This window comes from Allokutzneria oryzae (assembly GCF_042429765.1).
Classification (GTDB): Bacteria; Actinomycetota; Actinomycetes; order Mycobacteriales; family Pseudonocardiaceae; genus Allokutzneria; species Allokutzneria oryzae.
Genome location: NZ_JBHLZU010000003.1, coordinates 62,998 through 80,543, shown reverse-complemented (window position 1 = coordinate 80,543; position 17,546 = coordinate 62,998). Strand labels below are relative to the sequence as shown.

The window sequence follows — 17,546 nt, the reverse complement described above, 5'->3', positions numbered from 1 at the left end:
CGAGCTCGGGAGGGGTCCCGGTACCAGCGGCGGGTGCGGACGCGGGGACAGGGCCATGGCTGGCCCGTTGCGGCGCTGACCTGCTGTTTCCGTTCTGGAAAGGCAGAGGAAACCCTTGTCGCGCAAGTCACCCAGCGGAGTGGCTGAGGTGTGCCCTGATCGGGTTTCGGGAGGTCGGTGTGCTGTGATCCTGTGCCGTTACCGGTGCCAGGGAGAGGAAGCCGATGTCCGCCGAGCCGAGCTCGGCATCGACTCGCTGACCGTGCTGGAGCTTCGCGCTCGCCGGTCACCTCAGCACCCGTCTCGGCTTCGACCGACCCAGCGAAGGAGTACTCGTGCTCACCGATGGCATCGCGATCATCGGCATGTCCTGCCGGTTCCCCGGGGGCGTTGACTCGCCGGAGGCGCTGTGGCGGCTGCTGGAGCGTGGCGGGGACGTGGTGACGGAGATCCCGGCGGAGCGCTGGGATGTGGACAGGTACTACGACCCGGAGCCCGGGACGCCCGGTCGCACCGTCTCCAAGTGGGGCGGTTTCCTCGACGACACAACGGGTTTCGACAACGGGTTCTTCGCGATCTCCGACGCCGAGGCTCAGGCGATGGACCCGCAGCAGCGGCTGCTGCTGGAGCTGGCGTGGGAGGCGGTCGAGCACGCCGGGCGCGACCCCGGGTCACTGGCGGGTAGCAGGACCGGCGTGTTCGCCGGCGCATCCTACCACGACTACGCGATTCGGTTGCACGAAGCGGGGGTCACCACGCCGCACGTGGCGACGGGCACCGCGCACAGCGTGGCCAGCGGCCGCATCGCTTACCTGCTCGATCTGACCGGGCCGAGCGTCACCGTGGACACGGCGTGCTCGTCGGCCCTGGTCGCGGTGCACATGGCCTGCCAGAGCCTGCGCACCGGTGAGTCGGACGCGGCGCTTGCCGGAGGCGTCACGGTGGTGCTCAACCCGGAGTTCGGGGTCGCCGCCTCCGGATGGGGCATGCTCTCGCCGGACGGGCGCTGCTTCGCCTTCGACAAGCGCGCCAACGGGTTCGTGCGCAGCGAGGGCGTGGCCATGGTGCTGCTCAAGCGGCTCGCCGACGCCGTGGCCGACGGTGACCGCGTGCTGGCGGTGATCCGCGGATCGGCGGTCAACTCCGACGGCCGCTCGGACGGGCTGATCGCGCCTTCGCGGGCCGCGCAGGCCGAGGTGCAGCGCGCCGCGCTGGCCATGGCGGGGATCGACCCCGGCCGGGTCGGCCTCATCGAGGCGCACGGCACTGGCACGCCGGTCGGCGACCCGGTCGAGTTCGCCGCGCTGGCCGAGGTGTACGGCGGCGGCGACCGGCCATGCGCGCTCGGCTCGGTGAAGACCAACATCGGGCACACCGAGGCGTGCTCTGGCCTGGCCGGGCTGATCAAGGCCGTGCAGTCGTTGCGGCACGGCGTGATCCCGCCGAACCTGAACTTCACCGGCTGGGGCGAGGGCATCGCGCCGGAGGGCACGCGGCTGTTCGTGCCGACCGAGCTCACCGGCTGGCCGGTCACCGACGGGCCTCGCGTTGCCGCTGTCTCCTCCTACGGGTTCAGCGGCACCAACGCGCACGTGGTGGTCGAGCAAGCCCCGGAGACCGCGACCGGGCACACCGAGCAGGGCGACGGCCCGTGGCTGTTCCCGTTGTCGGCGAGCACGCCCGAAGCCTTGCAGGCCACCGCCAACCGGCTCGCCGACTGGCTCGACGAGCGGGACCCGGGCCTGGCCGACCTCGGGCACACCCTCGGTGCCGCGCGCGGGCACCGCCCCCACCGGGCCGCCGTGGTCGCAGGGACCCTGGCGGAGCTGGGCTCACGGCTGCGCGCGCTGGCCGAGGGCCGCCCGGACGCGCACGTGGTGACGGGTCAGGCGCACGGCGGGGCAGCCCGAGGACCGGTGCTGGTGTTCTCCGGCCAGGGCTCGCAGTGGGCGGGCATGGGCAGGCGGCTGCTGGACACCGAACCGGCGTTCGCCAAGACCATCGAGGAGCTGGACCCCCTGATCCTCGCCGAGTCGGGGATCTCGGTGCGGCGGTTGCTGGCCGACGGCGAGCTGCCCGGCCGGATCGACCACATCCAGCCGCTGCTGTTCGCCTGCCAGGTCGCGCTCGCCGAGACGTGGCGGGCCAGGGGCGTCGAACCGGCCGCGGTGATCGGGCACTCCATGGGCGAGTCGGCGGCGGCGGTCGTCGCGGGCGCACTGTCCATGAAGGACGGAGCCGCGGTGATCTGCCGGAGGTCGGCGCTCATGGCCCGGCTCTCCGGGGCGGGCGCCATGGCGTCGGTGGACCTGCCGGAGGAGCGGGTGCGGGCCGAGCTGCCACCCACCGTGTCGGTCGCGGTGATCCCCTCGCCGGGCGCCACCGTGGTGGCCGGAGACCCCGCGTCGATCGACCGCCTGGTCGCCGCCTGGGACGAGCGCGGCCAGCTGGCCCGCCGCGTCGCGGTGGACATCGCCGCGCATTCCGCCCAGGTGGACCCGATCCTGCCCGAGCTGGACGGGCAGCTGTCCGACCTGCGGCCTCTTCGGCCCCGGATTCCCTTCTACACCACGGTGTTGGGCGACCCGCGCGCCACCCCGGCGTTCGACGCCCGGTACTGGGCGGACAACCTGCGGGAGCCGGTCCGGTTCAGCGCGGCGGTGCGGGCTGCCATCGCCGACGGGCACCGGGTCTTCGTGGAGGCCGCCCCGCACCCGCTGCTCACCCACGCCATCGCCGAGACCGCGGGCGGCCGGGCCGTCGCCGCGCTGCCGACGCTGCGCCGGGACACCGACGACCAGTTGGCGCTGCTGACCAACCTCGGCCAGGCGCACTGCCGCGGGGCCGAGGTCGACTGGACGGCTGTCCACCCCCACGGCAGCTTCCTCGAAGCCCCGCTTCCGGTGTGGCACCACCGGAACTTCACCGTCGAACCGGCGGCGGAGCGCGTGGTCGGACGTCCGCTGCTCGGTGCGCACATCCGCTTGCCTGACAACGAGGACAAGCACATCTGGCAGGCCGAAGCCGGCACCGACACGGAGCCTTGGTTGACCGACCACCGGGTGCACGACGCGGTGGTGATGCCGGGCGCCGGGTTCAGCGAGATGATGCTCGCCGCCGCAGCGGAGCTGTTCGAGGACGTGCGGCGGGTGGAGCTGCGCGACATCCGGTTCCACCAGGTGCTGATGGTGGAGGACCGGACCACGGTGTCCACCACCGCCACCCGGTCCCATGACGGGCGTGGCGCCGAGCTGGCGGTGCAGACGGTCGGTGACGAAGGGGTGATCCGCCACGCCACCGCCACGGCCCACCTGGACGGCACCGACGAGTCCACAGTGGACATCGAGGGGCTGCTGGCAGCGCACCCGGAGTCGAGCGACCCGGCGGAGATCTACCAGCGGATGCGGGACCTGGGCATCTGGCACGGTCCGAGCTTCGCCGGGATGACAGCGCTCTGGCAGGCCGGTCCGGGGGACGACACGGTGATCGGCCGCGTCGAGCTGCCGACCGGTACCCGGTTGTCGGTGGCCGACTACCACCTGCATCCGGTGCTGTTGGACGTCTGCCTCCAGACGCTGGTGGCGCATCCCCGGGTGGTGATCGGGTCTCGGCTCATGCTGCCGGTGGGCTTCGACTCGCTCCGGCTCCAGGGTGATCCCCGGCGCGCCACCCACTGCGTGGCCACGGTGCACGTGTCCGACGACGAGCACGTGCTCGGTGACGTGAGGTTGGTGGCCGAGGACGGTGCCGTGGTGCTCACCGTGCGCGGCGTTCACCTCCGTGGTTCCGGTGAGCAGCGGCTGCTCCGGCGTTTCAACGAGCGCCTGCTGGCGATGGAGTGGGAGAAGAGCGCCCCGCCGGTCACGCCGGACCGCGTCGACGGCGACTGGCTCATCCTCGCCGAGGACGGTGCCGACGAGCTGCCCGAGTCGCTGTGCCAGGAACTGCGGGAGCGCGGTGCGGACGCGAGCTGGCTGAGCGCACCGCTCACCGACGACGGCGACCGGGCGCTCTACGACGCGATCTCCCACCGGCTCGGCGGGGGTGAGTGGACCGGTGGGCTTGTCGTGCTCGGTGGCCCGGTCGCGGGGGAGCCGACGGAGGCCCAGATCCCGGACAGCCACCGCCGCGAGTACCGGCTGGCCGGGGTCGTGCGCGCGGTGATCAGCGAGGCGACCCGATCGGTGCCGCGACTGTTCGTGGTGACACGCGACATCCACCCAGTGGTCGGCGGTGACGGCCACAACGTGATGCACGGTGCCATGCGTGCCGTCGCCCGCACGGTGATGATCGAGCACGGTGAGCTGAAGACCACGTTGGTGGACATCGACCCCGGTGTCACCGCCGACCAGCTTGTCGCCGAGTTCCTTGGCAGCCAAGGAGAAGACGAGGTCGCCTGGCGCTCCGGTCAGCGGTACGTCGCCCGGCTGGCCATCGCGCCGCTGCGCGAGCACGAGCGCCGCCGCCGTGATGTCCACTTCGGACAGGACGGGATCGCTGTGCGGCCCGGGCGTTCCGGTGACCTGGACAGCCTGGAGCTCGTCGTGCGCGAGCGGACGGCACCCCGGCCCGGTCACGTGGAGATCGCGGTGCACGCGGCCTCGCTCAACTTCGCCGACGTGCTCAACGCGATGGGCCTCTACCAGACCGTGGACGGGGTGGGGATCCCGCTCGGCGCCGACTGCGCTGGCGTGGTCACCGCGGTCGGGGAGGGAGTGACCGGTTACCGGGTCGGCGACCGGGTGGCGGCACTGGCCCAGGGATCGCTGGGCACCTTCGCCACCGCCCCCGCCGAGGCTCTCATCGCGCTGCCCGACGACGTCGAGCTCGCGGAGGCGGCGTGCTGGCCCGCCGTCTACACCACGGCCTGGTACGGGCTCGTGCACCTGGCTCGGCTCGCACCGGGGGAGCGGGTGCTGATCCACTCGGCGACCGGCGGGGTCGGGCTGGCGGCACTGGCCATCGCCCGGTCCGTGGGCGCCGAGGTGTTCGCCACCGCGGGCTCGGAGGCCAAGCGGCAGCAGCTCGGGTCGATGGGCGTGCAACACGTGTTCGACTCGCGGTCGGTGGAGTTCGGCGACCAGATCCGCCAGGTGACCGGCGGCGAAGGTGTTGATGTGGTGCTGAACTCCCTGGTCGGCGCGGCACAGCGGACCGGTGTCGAGCTGCTGCGCACCGGGGGCCGGTTCATCGAGATCGGCAAGCGCGACATCTACGCCGACACCAAGCTGGGCCTGTACCCCTTCCGCCGCAACATCTCCTTCAGCAGCGTCGACCTGCACTGGCTGTTGTCCGAACGGCCCGAGCTGGTGCGCCGCCTCATCGGCGAAGTCGGCGCGGAGCTGGCCTCCGGGCGACTGGACCGCGTCCCGCACACGGAGTTCCCGCTGTCCGAGGCGAGCGCGGCGTTTCGCACCATGGCCGCGGCGGAGCACGTGGGCAAGCTCGTGATCACCTTTCCCCGCACGGGTACCACCACTGCCGTGGTCCCACCGGAGGATGTGCCCGTGGTGCGGCGGGACGGCGCCTACATCGTCACCGGTGGTCTGGGCGGTCTCGGCCTGCTGGTCGCGGAGTGGCTGGCGGGCCACGAAGCGGGTCGTATCGTCCTCAATGGACGGTCTGCTCCGAGCGAGCAGGCGGAGCGGTTGCTGGCCGAGCTGCGCGGCGCCGGGCACGACGTCGTGGTGGTGCGCGGCGACATCGCCGAGCCGGACACCGCGCGGGCGCTGGTGGAGGCGGCCACGGAATCGGGGCTGCGACTGCGGGGTGTGCTGCATGGAGCAGCAGTGGTCACCGAGTCGCCTGTGGCGCTGCTGGACGCCGAAGGCATGGAACGGACCTTGCGCCCCAAGACGTTCGGCTCGTGGTACCTGCACGAGGCCACCGCAGGGCTGGAGCTGGACTGGTTCTTCAACTTCTCCTCGGGCACCGGGCTGGTCGGGTTCCCCGGCCTCGGCGGCTACGGTGGCGCGTGTTCCTGGATGGACGTCTTCACCACGTGGCAGCGCGCCCAGGGCGTTCCCGCGCTGGCGGTGAACTGGGGCGCGTGGGCGGACCACGGGCTGGGCGCGGTGTTCGCCGAGCGCGGCTACGACATGATCACACCTGAGGAGGGCCTGTGGGCCTGCGAGCGGTTGTTGCGCCACGACCGGCCGCGCGCCGGGTACCTGCCGATCAGTGCTCCACAGTGGATGGAGCTTCTGGGCACCGGTGCGGAGGGCGCGTCGTCGTTGGTCGCACGCATCCACTCGCTGCCCGAGGGCGCGCAGCAGGACGGTGACGAGCTCGCCGTCGAGCTGCTGGCCGAGCTGCGCGGGGCTGATGCCGATCGGCGGCGGGAGCTCATGGAGGACTACGTCATCGGCCGGGTGAGCACGATCCTGCGCACCGATCCCGCGCACGTGGAACCGGACCAGCCGCTGAAGTCCCTCGGCATGGACTCCTTGATGGCGTTGGAGATGCGGGCCCGGATCGAACACGGCCTCGGTCTGAGGATCCCGACCAAGGTCCTCTGGTCCTGCGGGACGCCGAGGGCGTTGGGGGACTACCTGCTGGAGCGGCTGAACCTGGCCGAACCGGGGTGCTGACCTCGGAGTCCACCGGAGTGAATGGCGGGTGGTGCCGTGCCGGTCGCAGCGTGGACCGGCACGGCACGCCGGTCAGGCCGCTTCCGCCGCGCAGGTGATGTCGCGCGCCGGGCGCTTGCCCGTGGTCAGGAACGCCGTGACGACGTCGTTGGCGCACTTGTTCGCGCCGATCACGTAGGCGCCGTGGCCGCCTTGGTCGGCGGTCACCATCCGGGCCCGGTCACCGAGGGCCCGCCGCATCTGCTGGGCGCCGACCAGCGGTGTGCCCGGGTCGCGGGTGTTCTGCGCCAGGAGCACGTTCGACGGACCACGGTCGCCGACCCGCACCGGCGGTTCGGCCGGCTCGGACTGCCAGAACGCGCACGGCCGGATGTTGGCCGCGGCCGCGCCGAACTTCGGGTGGCGGACGCGGTCGACCGCGACGTCGTGCTGATAGGAGCTGACCGACGGCGACCAGCGGGAGTCGTTGCAGATCACGTAGAGATGGCTGGACACCTTGTTGTCCAGGTGCGGGTCCTGCTGGGCCATGCCGGGCGCGGGCGGCAGCGGCTGGTTCGTGTCGAGCGCCTGCCAGAACTTGGCCAGGTCGGGCAGCTGGCTGTCGCTGTAGGTGAAGCCGAAGGTCAGCAGGCGGAACGCGGCGCCGTCCATTCCCTGCACCGGGGCCCGGTCCAGGCGCGTGGCGAGGTCGAAGTACTTTGCGGTCACCTGCTCCGGAGTGCTGCCGAGACCGTGCTCCGGGTGGGCGGCGGCGAACTTGGCGAAGTCCGGGAACCGGTCTTCCAAGCCACGGGCGAACAAGCGGCCGCCAGTGGTGTCCAGGCCGGTCGGGACCAGGTTGCTGTCGAGCACGATGCGGTCACTGCGCTGTGGGAACAGCGTGGTGTAGACCGCGCCGAGGTGGGTGCCGTAGGAGTAGCCGAGGTAGGACAGCTTCCGCTCGCCCAGCGCCTCCCGGATGAGGTCCATGTCGCGCGCGGTGTTCGCGGTCGTGGTGTGCGGCAGCATGAACGCCGTCTTGGACTCGGCGCACTGCTTGGCCACGGCCTTGGCCTTTTCGGCCTGCTTCACGACGTCGGCCGCGTCACGTGCGTACGGCGGGACGTTGCCCCGGTTCTGCTGTTCCTGCGTCAGGTTGCACGTCACCGGGGTGCTGCGGCCAACGCCGCGCGGGTCGAACCCGATGATGTCGTAGCCATCCAGCACGCTCTGCGGCAGCCCGAGGGTGACGAGGACGGCCGGGAAGTCCAGCCCGAACCCGCCCGGCCCGCCGGGGTTGGTCAGCAGCACACCACGGCGTTTCGCGGGGTTCTTGCTCGCCAGGCGGGACAGCGCGATCTGGATCTTCTGCCCGTCCGGGTTCCGGTAGTCCAGCGGCACGTCGAGGTTCGCGCACTGCAGGCCGGGTGCGGTGACCTCCGCCGGGCACGTTCCCCACTGCACTGACATGTCCGGTGTATCCGCTTGCGCGAGCCCGGGCGCCACAGTCGCCACGACGGCGACGGCGAGCGCGATGGGCAAGGTCTTTCGCATGGTTCCCCCTACTGTGGCGGCGCGCCAGGGCGCCACGGTCAACGAGTGCAGGCCCGGGGCCTGTCCTCGTCCGAGTAGAAACCGTGCCGGTGCGGCATGGTCAAGGAACGCTGGTCAGCGCTGCCTCGTCGGCGGGTCCCTGGTGCGGCTCGACCACGCACTGGACGGATGTTGAGTCCACTGGATGCCCTACCTGCCGTGCGGCTCTGTCACGTTCGCGTGGGTCGCCTCGTCCTCCACGTGGACGGCTCGGGTGAGCCGCCCGTGTGAGGGAGGGACGATGACGGACGTCGCTGGGCGTACGGGAACTCGGTTCGTGCAGGTGGTCGTGGTGCTCGGAGCGCTGTTCATGCTGGTGATCGGGATCTGGATGCGGCTGTGGCCGGATCACTTCGCCCGAGTGGTCAACTTCCCGCCGCACGTGCACTTCCTGCACGACGCGGGGGTGTTCCAGATCGGCATCGGCATGATGATGCTCTTCGCGCTGCGCTGGCGGGACGTGATCGCCCTGGTGCTGGCGGGGTTCTTCCTCACCAACACCCTGCACGCGGTCAACCACGTCGAAGACCTGCACCTCGGCGGACGGGCGACCGACTGGGTCTACCTCACCGCGCTCTCCCTGGTCACTCTGGTGGCGCTGGTGGTCCGGCTCCGTCACCTCCGGAGGTGACGGAGCCGGAGGTGATCACAGCCGGATGACGCGGAGACTCGGCGAGGCCAGGATGTCCTTCTCGCAGAACCGTTCCGTCACCCACTGCTTGCGGGAGTACAGCTTCGTCTGGTCGCTGTGGTGCGGTGAGGCCGGGTTCGCCGACTGCGAGTAGGCCATCAGCGTCGACGTGTTCGGGCAGGCGCAGATGCGGGTCGCGGAGCGAAAGCCTCTAGAGCCTGTCCTGCAAGTCGTCCCGATCCCCCGAGCCGGCGCGCCGCCCCCACGTCCCGGACCCCCGCGCCCCCGTATCCGCGTGAGCCAGCCGGCGTGGCCGGGTTTTTCGCGTTTTGTCACCTTGATGCGCGAAAGAGCGCTCCCACTTCGCATCAAGGTGACAAAACGCGAAAGGAGGGGCGGGTGAGTGAGGGCGCCAAGCGGGGTGGTGAGGGCGCCAAGGGGGGTGGGGTGGTGTTGCCACTTGCAGGACACGGCCTAGTCGTTGGCGCTCGCCCCGCCGCCGAAGGCGATCGCGTTGCTGCCGAGGTCGTCGTCACCTTGGGTGTCCACAGTGGACAGAGAAGAGGGCTCTGCCGAGACGGTGCCCGCCGCCGACCCGCCCTGGCCGAACGCCCGCGTCGCGGACCTCGGGTGCCGGGCCGCGCTTTTCCTGTTGTTCCACGACGCCGCTGTCATTGACGCCCTGGAAGTACAGGTCGCTGGCGAGGTTGGCCGACGTCTGCGTCAACGCCGTGCGGGGCGCGGTGTCCTCGCCGAGGTGGTGAGCGCCGCCTGCGCGATCGCGCACGTGTTGTCGGTCGTTGCCGCATAGCCCTGGCGGAAACCGAGGTCGCGAGGATGTGCGGGACGCCGTACTCGGTGTAGCGGGCGGTGGCCGAGAGCCCGTCGGCCCTCTGCTCGGCCAGTGCGGTCGCGCCGCCCGGGGCGGCCAGGGCGAGCGCGAGCGAAACCGCCGCGAGTTTGCGTCTGACTAACACGGATGTTCTCCTCTTCTCGTGGAGCCGCGTACTCGTGAAGGCACGCCCTCGGGCGTGTGTGGTGCGTTTCTTCCGCACCCTGTGCCGCCGAGTTGCCGCTCGGCGGCACAGGACCTCTAGTCCGCGTTCGGTGCGGGGGGCACATCGGGGAACGCGATGAACCGCAGAAGGATCCGCCGGGCTTCCTGCGGCGTCTCCCGCGGTGCCCGTCGGTAGCGCTTCAGCAGCGCCATGTAGTCGTCGAAGAACTGTGTGAGTTCTGCTCGCGTCAGCGTCAGCGAGCCGCGTGAGAACTCGACCGCGTCGGCCCACTCGTGCTCTTCCCGACCTTTCCCGCGTTCTTGCTGATAGCGCTCCCACGCATCTACGTCCTCAGCGAGCTGAGCGTTCCGGATGGTGGTCAGCAGCTTCACCGTGTCCGCACTCAGTTCGCCTGCCGGGGGAGTGCGCGGATCGCGTTCGCGGACCCGCCACCAGCGTTCCTTGCCCCGGCCGAGCGCCGGGTCCTCCTCGACGAACCCGTGCCTGGCCAGCTCCCGGAGGTGGTAGCTGGTCCCGCCGGTGTTGTGCCCGAGCGCGGTGGCGAGCGTGGTCGCCGAGGCCGGTCCACGCCGGAGCTCAGCGAGGATGCGCCTGCGAAGCGGGTGCGCGAGCGCCTTCAGGGTGGCCGCGTCGGCCAGCTCCTCGGGCGGTGGTGCTGCCGTCATGCCTGCACCGTAGCGTGCACAGGAATCTGTGCACAGGTTTCTGTGCAGGCTTCCGGGTTCTCCCTGAGTCCGGTTGGCGCAACGCCGGGGCCGGTCGGTCCTAATCATTTGGGGCCGGATCGGGTGGATTTTCGTCCACAATTCGCCCAGGGGCGAGGTGTCGGCGCGCGGATACCCAGGCATACCCCTCGCGGCTCCCGAGATGTCGCATTCGGTCCAGCGCGGGCCTTCGACCACGGAGTTAGCCGACTCGGCGGGCCGCGAGCCCGTGCGCGCACATCTGTGAATGTGACGCATGCCTTCCCGCAAATGGTGGACACTCCGCCGCGATATAGTCGGCCTATGTCGAGACCGTGCCGGGAAATTTGATACTGTCGCGACCAACGGCATATCCAGACCTTCATGGGGGCACATCATGGCTCAGCTCACCATCGTCCAGCTGATTGATGACCTGGACGGAACCAGTAGTGAAGACATCTCACGCGTCGAGTTCGCTATTGACGGCGTCGCTTACGAGATCGACCTCAACGAGGAGAACTCCACCAAGCTGCGCGACGCGTTCGCCCAGTACGTCGAGGCGGCGCGCCGGGTCGGCGGGCGGGCCAAGCGCGGCACCGCCGCGGGCGGCCGGGGTGGCGGCTCCGCGCGCAGCAAGGACGAGACGCGCGCGATCCGCGACTGGGCCAAGGCCAACGGGCACGAGGTCTCCGACCGCGGTCGCATTCCCGGCACCGTGATCCAGGCCTACGAGGCGTCGAAGAACTAGGCGCTCCTCCCAGCGCTCCGACGAAGGGGCACCACCGCGGGCCGCGCGGTGGTGCCCCTTCGCCGTGTCCCGGTCCTGTCCACTGTGGATGCGCCAGGCGGACGAGTCCGTGAGACCAAGACCACAAACGTACAGTCGCTGCAAATATGCAGAGGCTGCAAGATTCTTGCTAGCGTCGTCGCATGACATCGACCGGCCAGACGATGGGCCTGCGCGCGCGCAAGAAGCTGGAGACCCACCGCGCCCTCGCCGCGGCCGCGCTGCGCCTGGTCGCCGAGCGCGGTCTGGACAACGTCACCGCCGAGGACATCAGCGCGGAGGCCGGGGTCTCGCCGCGGACCTTCTTCAACTACTTCGCGTGCAAGGAGGACGCGATCCTGGTCCCGTTCCCGGACGCGGAGGAGCGCTCCGAGCGGGCGGTGCGGCGGCTGCTGGCCGCGCCCGCCGAGCTCAGCCCGCTGGAGGCGATCATGGCGATGGTGGCCGAGGAGATGGCCACCTTCGACGACGACCGCGAGGAGTGGCTGACCAGGTTCGCCGTGGTGGACAAGCACCCGAGCCTGCTGTCGCGGATCGTCTCGGCCCAGCTGACCTCCGACCAGACCATGATCGACGCCATCGCCGAGCGCCTCGGGCTCGACGGTGACCGCGACCTCTATCCCGCGCTGCTGTTCTCCGTCGTCAGCGGCGCGGTGAAGGCCACCGTCAGGACCTGGCACCACAACGGCGGGCGGCAGCCGATCGCCGAGCTCCTGCGCACCGCGTTCGACGCGATCGCCGAGGGCCTGCCCGCGCCGCGTCGAGACCACAACGAACACCGTCCACGAGGGGGAACCGCATGACCACCACCGCGCCACCACCGGTGCACCAGCCACCCGAGCTGAGCCGCGGCGCCGTGCTCCAGGCGTTGTCGGGGCTGATGATGGGCATGTTCGTGTCCATCCTGGCCTCGACCGTCGTTGCCAACGCGCTGCCCAGGATCATCTCCGACCTCGGCGGCTCGCAGTCGGCCTACACCTGGGTGGTGACCACCGAGCTGCTGGCGATGACGGCCACGGTCCCGTTGTGGGGCAAGCTCGCCGACCTCTACAGCAAGAAGCTGCTCGTCCAGCTCTCGCTGGGGATGTTCCTGGTCGGCTCGCTGGTCGCCGGCCTGTCCGGGGGCATCGAGGTGCTGCTGGTCAGCCGGATCGTGCAGGGTATCGGCGCGGGCGGCCTGACCGCGCTCGCCCCGGTGATCCTGGCGACCATCGTCTCGCCGCGCGATCTCGGCAAGTACTCCGGCGTCCTCGGCGCGGTGTTCGCGGTCGGCACGGTCGCCGGACCGCTGATCGGCGGCGTGCTGGTGGACACCCCGTGGCTGGGCTGGCGCTGGTGCTTCTTCATCGGCACCCCGCTGACGGCCGCGGCCATCCTGCTGCTGCAGCGCACGCTGAACCTCCCCGCGCTGCGCAAGGAGGTCAAGGTCGACTACCTCGGCGCGTTCCTGCTGATGACCGGCGTCTCCACGCTGCTGGTGTGGTCCTCGCTGGCGGGCCACCAGTTCCCCTGGCTCTCCTGGTGGTCGGTGCTGCTGGTCGGCGGCGGCCTGCTGGTCCTGGTGGCCGCGCTCGTGGTGGAGTCCCGGGTGCCGGAACCGGTGCTGCCGCTGAGCCTGTTCCGCATCCGCACGGTCTCGCTGGCCACCACCGCGAGCTTCCTGGTCGGTGTCGCGATGTTCGGCGGAACGGTGTTCCTGTCGCAGTACTTCCAGCTCTCCCTGGGCAAGTCGCCGACGGAGGCCGGGCTGATGAGCCTGCCGATGATCTTCGCGATGCTGATCGCCTCCACGGTGTCCGGCCAGCTGATCAGCCGCACCGGGACCTGGAAGTGGCACCTGCTGCTGGGCGGTGTGCTGCTGATCGCCGGGCTCGGCCTGCTGGGCACCATCGGCGCAACGACCTCGGCGCTGACCCTCGGCTGCTACATGGCGGTGCTCGGCGTCGGCGTGGGCCTGTTGATGCAGAACCTGGTCCTGGTGGCGCAGAACGACGTCCCGCCCAAGGACCTCGGCGCGGCGACCTCGGCGCTGTCGTTCTTCCGCAGCCTCGGCGGCTCGATCGGGGTGAGCGTGCTCGGCGCGGTGCTGGCCAGCAGGGTCGGGACGATGACGGCGGAGGGACTGGCCGCGGCGGGCATCCCGGTCCCGGAAGGGGGCGGTGGGACGGCGGTGCCGAACCTGGCTCTGCTGCCAGAGCCCGTCGCCGCGGTGGTCCGCTCGGCCTACGGCACGGCCACTGGGGAGCTGTTCCTGCTCGGCGTCCCGATGGCGGTGCTCGCGCTGGTCGCGATCGTGTTCATCAAGCAGATCCCGCTCAAGACGCAGAGCGCGGGCCAGCGGCTCGCCGAGGAAGAGGCTAACGCCCGGTGAGCACGCCGATCGCGATGCCGAGTATCGCGGTGTTGTAGAGGAACGACAGCACGCTGTGCACCAGGACCACATACCGGACGCGCCGGTCGTGAACCTCCACATCGGACACCGCGAACGAGACGCCGACGGTGAAGGAGAAGTAGGCGAAGTCGAGGGCGTTGGGCTTGCCGGTCCCCAGAAAGCGCAGCCCGTCCTCATCGGTCACCAGGTAGTGCAGGTGCGCGTAGCGGTCGGAGTACCCGAAGTGCAGGATCAGCCAGCCGAACAGGATGGCGGGTACTCCGACCAGCTTCGCCTGGACGGCCAGCCCGCTGTCCAGCCGGTCGGCGAGCACGATCAGGAACCCCGCTCCCAGTCCCACGAACCCGGCGAGCACGGAGGAGACGGAACCGACGTGGCGCGCGGCGATGGCGTCGACCCACCGCGAGTCCTGCCCGTCGCGGTGCCTGCGCACCCGGAGCCACCGCAGGCCCAGGTAGAACACGGCAACGACGTCCCACGCCACCAGGACCAGCAGCTCGGAGACGTCGCTGAACTCCGCGACGAAGACCGCGGCGCCGACGGCGATCAGCGCGAACTCCACCCACCGGTAGATCAACCGCCGCCTGGCCACCGGCGTACCCCCTCTGTCCACAAGGGACTCTAGTAGTCGCTTTCCGCGAACCCGCTCGCGCCTCCCGGAACGGCCGTGTTGGCTGAGGAAGGTGACGAGCGCGGCGCTGCGCCCCCGTCGGCGCCACGCCTCGCCCGGACCGACTGCCCGGAGACGACCACGGTCTCCGAGGCGCGCCGCGCTCGTGCCGCGGTGCCGCTGGACCACCGGGCTCCGCACCGCGGCACGAGGTGCCCAGCGCGGCGTCAAGGCTCGGCTCCGCCTTCGGGGACGTCGTCGGAACGAGGGGCGGTCATGTCACCGATGGCCGAATCCGGGTGTTCGCGGTTCCCAGCGTTCTCCCAGGAACGGGCGGCAGGATCTGGTCATGATCGGAACGGACCGGCCAGTCACCCGGGTGCTCGTCGTCGACGACGAGCAGGCGATCACTGAGCTCGTCTCGACGGCGCTGCGGTACGAGGGCTTCGAGGTCACGTGCGCCGCCAGTGTCGCCGAGGCGCTCTCCGTCGCTGACCGGTTCACCCCGCACGTCGTCGTGCTCGACGTGGTGCTGCCCGACGGGGACGGGGTCTCGCTCGCGCCGAAGCTGCACGCGCGGCAGGGCGGGGTGCCGGTGCTGTTCCTCACCGCCAGGGACTCCGACGACGACAAGATCCGGGGGCTCACCCTCGGCGGGGACGACTGCCTCACCAAGCCCTTCTCCGTGGGGGAGCTGGTGGCCAGGGTGCGTGCTGTGCTCCGCAGCACCGGGGCGCTGCGCGGTGCCGACCGGCTGGTGTTCGCCGACATCGAGATCGTCCCGCGCACGCGGGAGGTGCACCGGGGCGGGCGGTTCATCGAACTGACCGACACCGAGTACCGGCTGCTGCACTACTTCGTCGTCAACGCGCGCGTGGTGCTGAGCCGCCAGCAGCTGCTCGACCACGTGTGGGGGCAGGAGTTCGCGGGGGAGGCGGGCAACCTGGAGACCTACGTGTCGTACCTGCGCCGCAAGCTCGACTGCGGCGGACCCCGGTTGATCCACACCGTGCGCGGAGTCGGGTACGTGCTGCGGTTGCCGCGGTGACCGGGCTCCGCCGCAGGATGCTGCTGGTGATGGTGGTGCTCTCCGCCATCGGCGCGCTCCCGGCCAACGCGAGCCTGCCCGCATCCGGTCCACAGTCCTCTGTGGACATTCGGAGCCTGGCCCCGCCCGCAGTGGCGGAGACGACCGGGGGAACTGGACCAACGAGGGCGAGCTGAGCCCGGAGCAGCGCAAGGTCCTGGACTACGCGGTCACCAACTCCGGCAGGGCGCGGATCAAGCTCGCATTGGACGGAGGCGCGCTCGCCGCGTCCAACTCCGTCGCTGGGTGCCGCGCGGTTCACGCCCCAGCAGGGGCAGGCGCGGCAGCGCATGGACTGGGTACGTGAGCACTGCGCCGTTGTGCCGCAGGGGAACCACGGGGGAGCAGCGGGCGCCGTGCTCTACGACTGCCGCCGCCCCTGACCCGCCGGGGCATCCCGCGCTCAGGTCGGCGCCATCGCCCAACGGATCACGCCGACGACCCCGTGCCCGGCGAGCTGCACGGCGGTCCGCTCGACCGGAGGGAAGTAGGGCAGCCGCAACGGCCATCGCGTCCACTGCGGTAACGACGCCACGGCGGCGGAGGCCAACGCCGCGTAGGGCGCTCGCGCGAGCAAGGGCAGTGGTGGCTTGAACAACAGGAAGCGAGCGGTGTCCCTGGCCTGCGTGGTGCCGCGCAGCTCGGGGCGGTACCCGTCGAGCACGGCCGCCAGCTCCGCTTGGGAACGCGGCGGACCGAGCACCCCGAGGGCCTCGCCGATCCGCGCGGTCTCGGCGATGTAGTCGTCACATTCCTTGTCGCTCAGCGGTTTCGGACCGAATCGCTGGTAGCAGCGCAGGAAGCTGTCGATCTCCGCCGCGTGCACCCAGCCGAGCAGGTGGGGGTCGCTCGCGCGGTACGGGCGGCCGTCGGGCGCCTTGCCCCGGATGCGTTCGTGCACGGAGCGGACGTGGGCGATGGCCTCCTGCGCGTCCTGGGCGGTGCCGAACGTGGTCACCGCGAGGAACGTGCTGGTGCGCTGCAACCTGCCCCACGGGTCGGAGCGGTAGCCGGAGTGGCCCGACACGGCGGCCATTGCCATGGGGTGCAAGGACTGGAGCAGCAACGCGCGCAGGCCGCCGACGAACATCGAGGCGTCGGAGTGCACGCGGCGGATGGCGCTGTCCGGGCCGAACCACCGCGGGCCAGGGGCGCCGTCGATGCGGTCCCGGGTCGCGGGGCCGTCGGGACCGGCGACGCGCTCGAACAGGCTCGCGCCGACCCGCTGCCGCACCGTGTTCAGCCCGATCGACATCCGAGCACCCCCAGGCCAGCCGACGATCACCTCAGCATGCAGGACGCGGTGTGCTGGCCCGGACACGGTTCGATATCAGGAAGGTCGCCGTCCGTCGCCCCGGGAGCCGCGCACCGGCCTTCGGTTCATTTCGAAATGAGACGTGACGCCGTCGGCGCCGCAGGGGCTCCCGGCGCCCTCCGGTGGGAACGGGCGCGCGTCCCCGGTGCGGGAAACAGTGGTCCGGAATAGTCGCGCTCGGCCGGGTTCTTCTTTTGTGCCGAGGTCCTGGCGACGGGGTGCGCTGCTCGGGCACCCCGGTTAACCTCGTCGATCGGTCCCCGCGTCTCGCGACCTTGATCATCAGCACTCGGTCCTTGCTTGCTTTCCATCGTCCTTTGTGGAGTTTCCGTGAATTCGTGACGTTCGCTTGGTTCGTTTCTGGTTTTTGGGGGAGAGGGAGCTGAAAAGAATGTCCATCGACCCCTTCGCGTGGTGACCCGAGGGAATTCTGGGCGACGCCTCAGGTGTTCCGCATTCGGTTGGTGCATTCGTTGGGATTGTCTTGTTTGTGTGCCGCGTGGCGCGATCGCGAGGCGTGGGGCAAACGTCTGCGCTGGTAGAAGGGCTGCATGGCCCGATGCATTCGTTTTCGGTGGCGGCCCTTCTGGTTGACCGGACAACCGGAAACTCGGCAACTCGTAACGGGCAAAACGGGATCGAGTTCATCTGCGCTCACGATACGGTTAAGAAATCGTCAACGTGAAATTATTTTCACAAAAGCCAATGGATTCGCCTTGTAAGGTCGAGTTGTCGCGGTGGTTGGGTTATCTAGAGACTTGGTCGCCGTGTCTCGTGGTTCGCGGGAGAGCATTCCCTCTCACGCATGTCGTCAAACAGGACTATTCGCAACTGAGTGGACCGCGTTTCGGGGCTAATGC

At 70.3% G+C, this 17,546-nt stretch carries 13 protein-coding genes; 7 read left to right on the top strand and 6 right to left on the bottom strand.

Features of this window, described 5'->3' with window-relative positions; translation table 11 throughout:
• Positions 1-335: 335 nt before the first annotated feature.
• Positions 336-6,590, top strand: a complete 6,255-nt coding sequence (locus ACFFQA_RS04180; RefSeq protein ID WP_377850262.1) for a type I polyketide synthase — start codon at positions 336-338, stop codon at positions 6,588-6,590.
• Positions 6,591-6,662: 72 nt separating this feature from the next.
• Here the strand turns inward: ACFFQA_RS04180 and ACFFQA_RS04175 are convergent, their stop codons facing one another.
• Complete coding sequence (locus tag ACFFQA_RS04175) at positions 6,663-8,123, bottom strand: alpha/beta hydrolase (protein ID WP_377850261.1); 1,461 nt, start codon at positions 8,121-8,123, stop codon at positions 6,663-6,665.
• 280 nt (positions 8,124-8,403) lie between these two features.
• Between ACFFQA_RS04175 and ACFFQA_RS04170 the strand changes: the two genes are divergently transcribed.
• Positions 8,404-8,793: a hypothetical protein gene (locus ACFFQA_RS04170; RefSeq protein WP_377850260.1), complete on the top strand. Its 390-nt coding sequence runs from the start codon at positions 8,404-8,406 to the stop codon at positions 8,791-8,793.
• A 15-nt stretch (positions 8,794-8,808) separates the two neighbouring features.
• Here ACFFQA_RS04170 and ACFFQA_RS04165 read toward each other — a convergent pair whose 3' ends face one another.
• The 3 genes from ACFFQA_RS04165 to ACFFQA_RS04155 all read right to left on the bottom strand — a co-directional run bounded on the left by ACFFQA_RS04165 (position 8,809) and on the right by ACFFQA_RS04155 (position 10,477).
• The gene (locus ACFFQA_RS04165; RefSeq protein ID WP_377850259.1) at positions 8,809-9,162 is read right to left on the bottom strand and encodes a penicillin acylase family protein; all 354 of its coding nucleotides are present in this window, start codon (positions 9,160-9,162) and stop codon (positions 8,809-8,811) included.
• Positions 9,163-9,267: 105 nt separating this feature from the next.
• Entirely contained in the window at positions 9,268-9,468 is a 201-nt protein-coding gene (locus ACFFQA_RS04160) for a hypothetical protein (protein WP_377850258.1), read from the bottom strand.
• Between the two features lie 418 nt (positions 9,469-9,886).
• Positions 9,887-10,477, bottom strand: a complete 591-nt coding sequence (locus tag ACFFQA_RS04155) for an ArsR/SmtB family transcription factor (protein WP_377850257.1) — start codon at positions 10,475-10,477, stop codon at positions 9,887-9,889.
• Positions 10,478-10,892: 415 nt separating this feature from the next.
• On the opposite strand from ACFFQA_RS04155, the gene ACFFQA_RS04150 reads away from it, so the two are divergent.
• From ACFFQA_RS04150 to ACFFQA_RS04140, 3 genes are all read left to right on the top strand, one after another.
• Positions 10,893-11,243, top strand: coding sequence for a histone-like nucleoid-structuring protein Lsr2 (locus ACFFQA_RS04150; RefSeq protein ID WP_377850256.1), 351 nt, complete (start codon positions 10,893-10,895; stop codon positions 11,241-11,243).
• 182 nt (positions 11,244-11,425) lie between these two features.
• The gene (locus ACFFQA_RS04145; protein ID WP_377850255.1) at positions 11,426-12,085 is read left to right on the top strand and encodes a TetR/AcrR family transcriptional regulator; all 660 of its coding nucleotides are present in this window, start codon (positions 11,426-11,428) and stop codon (positions 12,083-12,085) included.
• Entirely contained in the window at positions 12,082-13,653 is a 1,572-nt protein-coding gene (locus ACFFQA_RS04140) for an MDR family MFS transporter (RefSeq protein WP_377850254.1), read from the top strand. The genes ACFFQA_RS04145 and ACFFQA_RS04140 overlap by 4 nt, the downstream gene beginning before the upstream one ends.
• Here the strand turns inward: ACFFQA_RS04140 and ACFFQA_RS04135 are convergent.
• Entirely contained in the window at positions 13,640-14,266 is a 627-nt protein-coding gene (locus ACFFQA_RS04135; RefSeq protein ID WP_377850253.1) for a DUF1345 domain-containing protein, read from the bottom strand. The two genes, ACFFQA_RS04140 and ACFFQA_RS04135, sit on opposite strands and share 14 nt — an antisense overlap.
• 367 nt (positions 14,267-14,633) lie before the next feature.
• On the opposite strand from ACFFQA_RS04135, the gene ACFFQA_RS04130 reads away from it, so the two are divergent.
• Both ACFFQA_RS04130 and ACFFQA_RS04125 read left to right on the top strand, forming a co-directional pair.
• Positions 14,634-15,332, top strand: a complete 699-nt coding sequence (locus ACFFQA_RS04130; protein WP_377850252.1) for a response regulator transcription factor — start codon at positions 14,634-14,636, stop codon at positions 15,330-15,332.
• Positions 15,329-15,508, top strand: a complete 180-nt coding sequence (locus ACFFQA_RS04125) for a hypothetical protein (protein ID WP_377850251.1) — start codon at positions 15,329-15,331, stop codon at positions 15,506-15,508. Before ACFFQA_RS04130 ends, ACFFQA_RS04125 begins: the two co-directional genes overlap by 4 nt.
• 266 nt (positions 15,509-15,774) lie before the next feature.
• Here ACFFQA_RS04125 and ACFFQA_RS04120 read toward each other — a convergent pair whose 3' ends face one another.
• A complete protein-coding gene (locus ACFFQA_RS04120) occupies positions 15,775-16,626 on the bottom strand; it encodes an oxygenase MpaB family protein (protein WP_377850250.1) in 852 nt (283 codons plus the stop codon).
• Between the last annotated feature and the right edge of the window lie 920 nt (positions 16,627-17,546).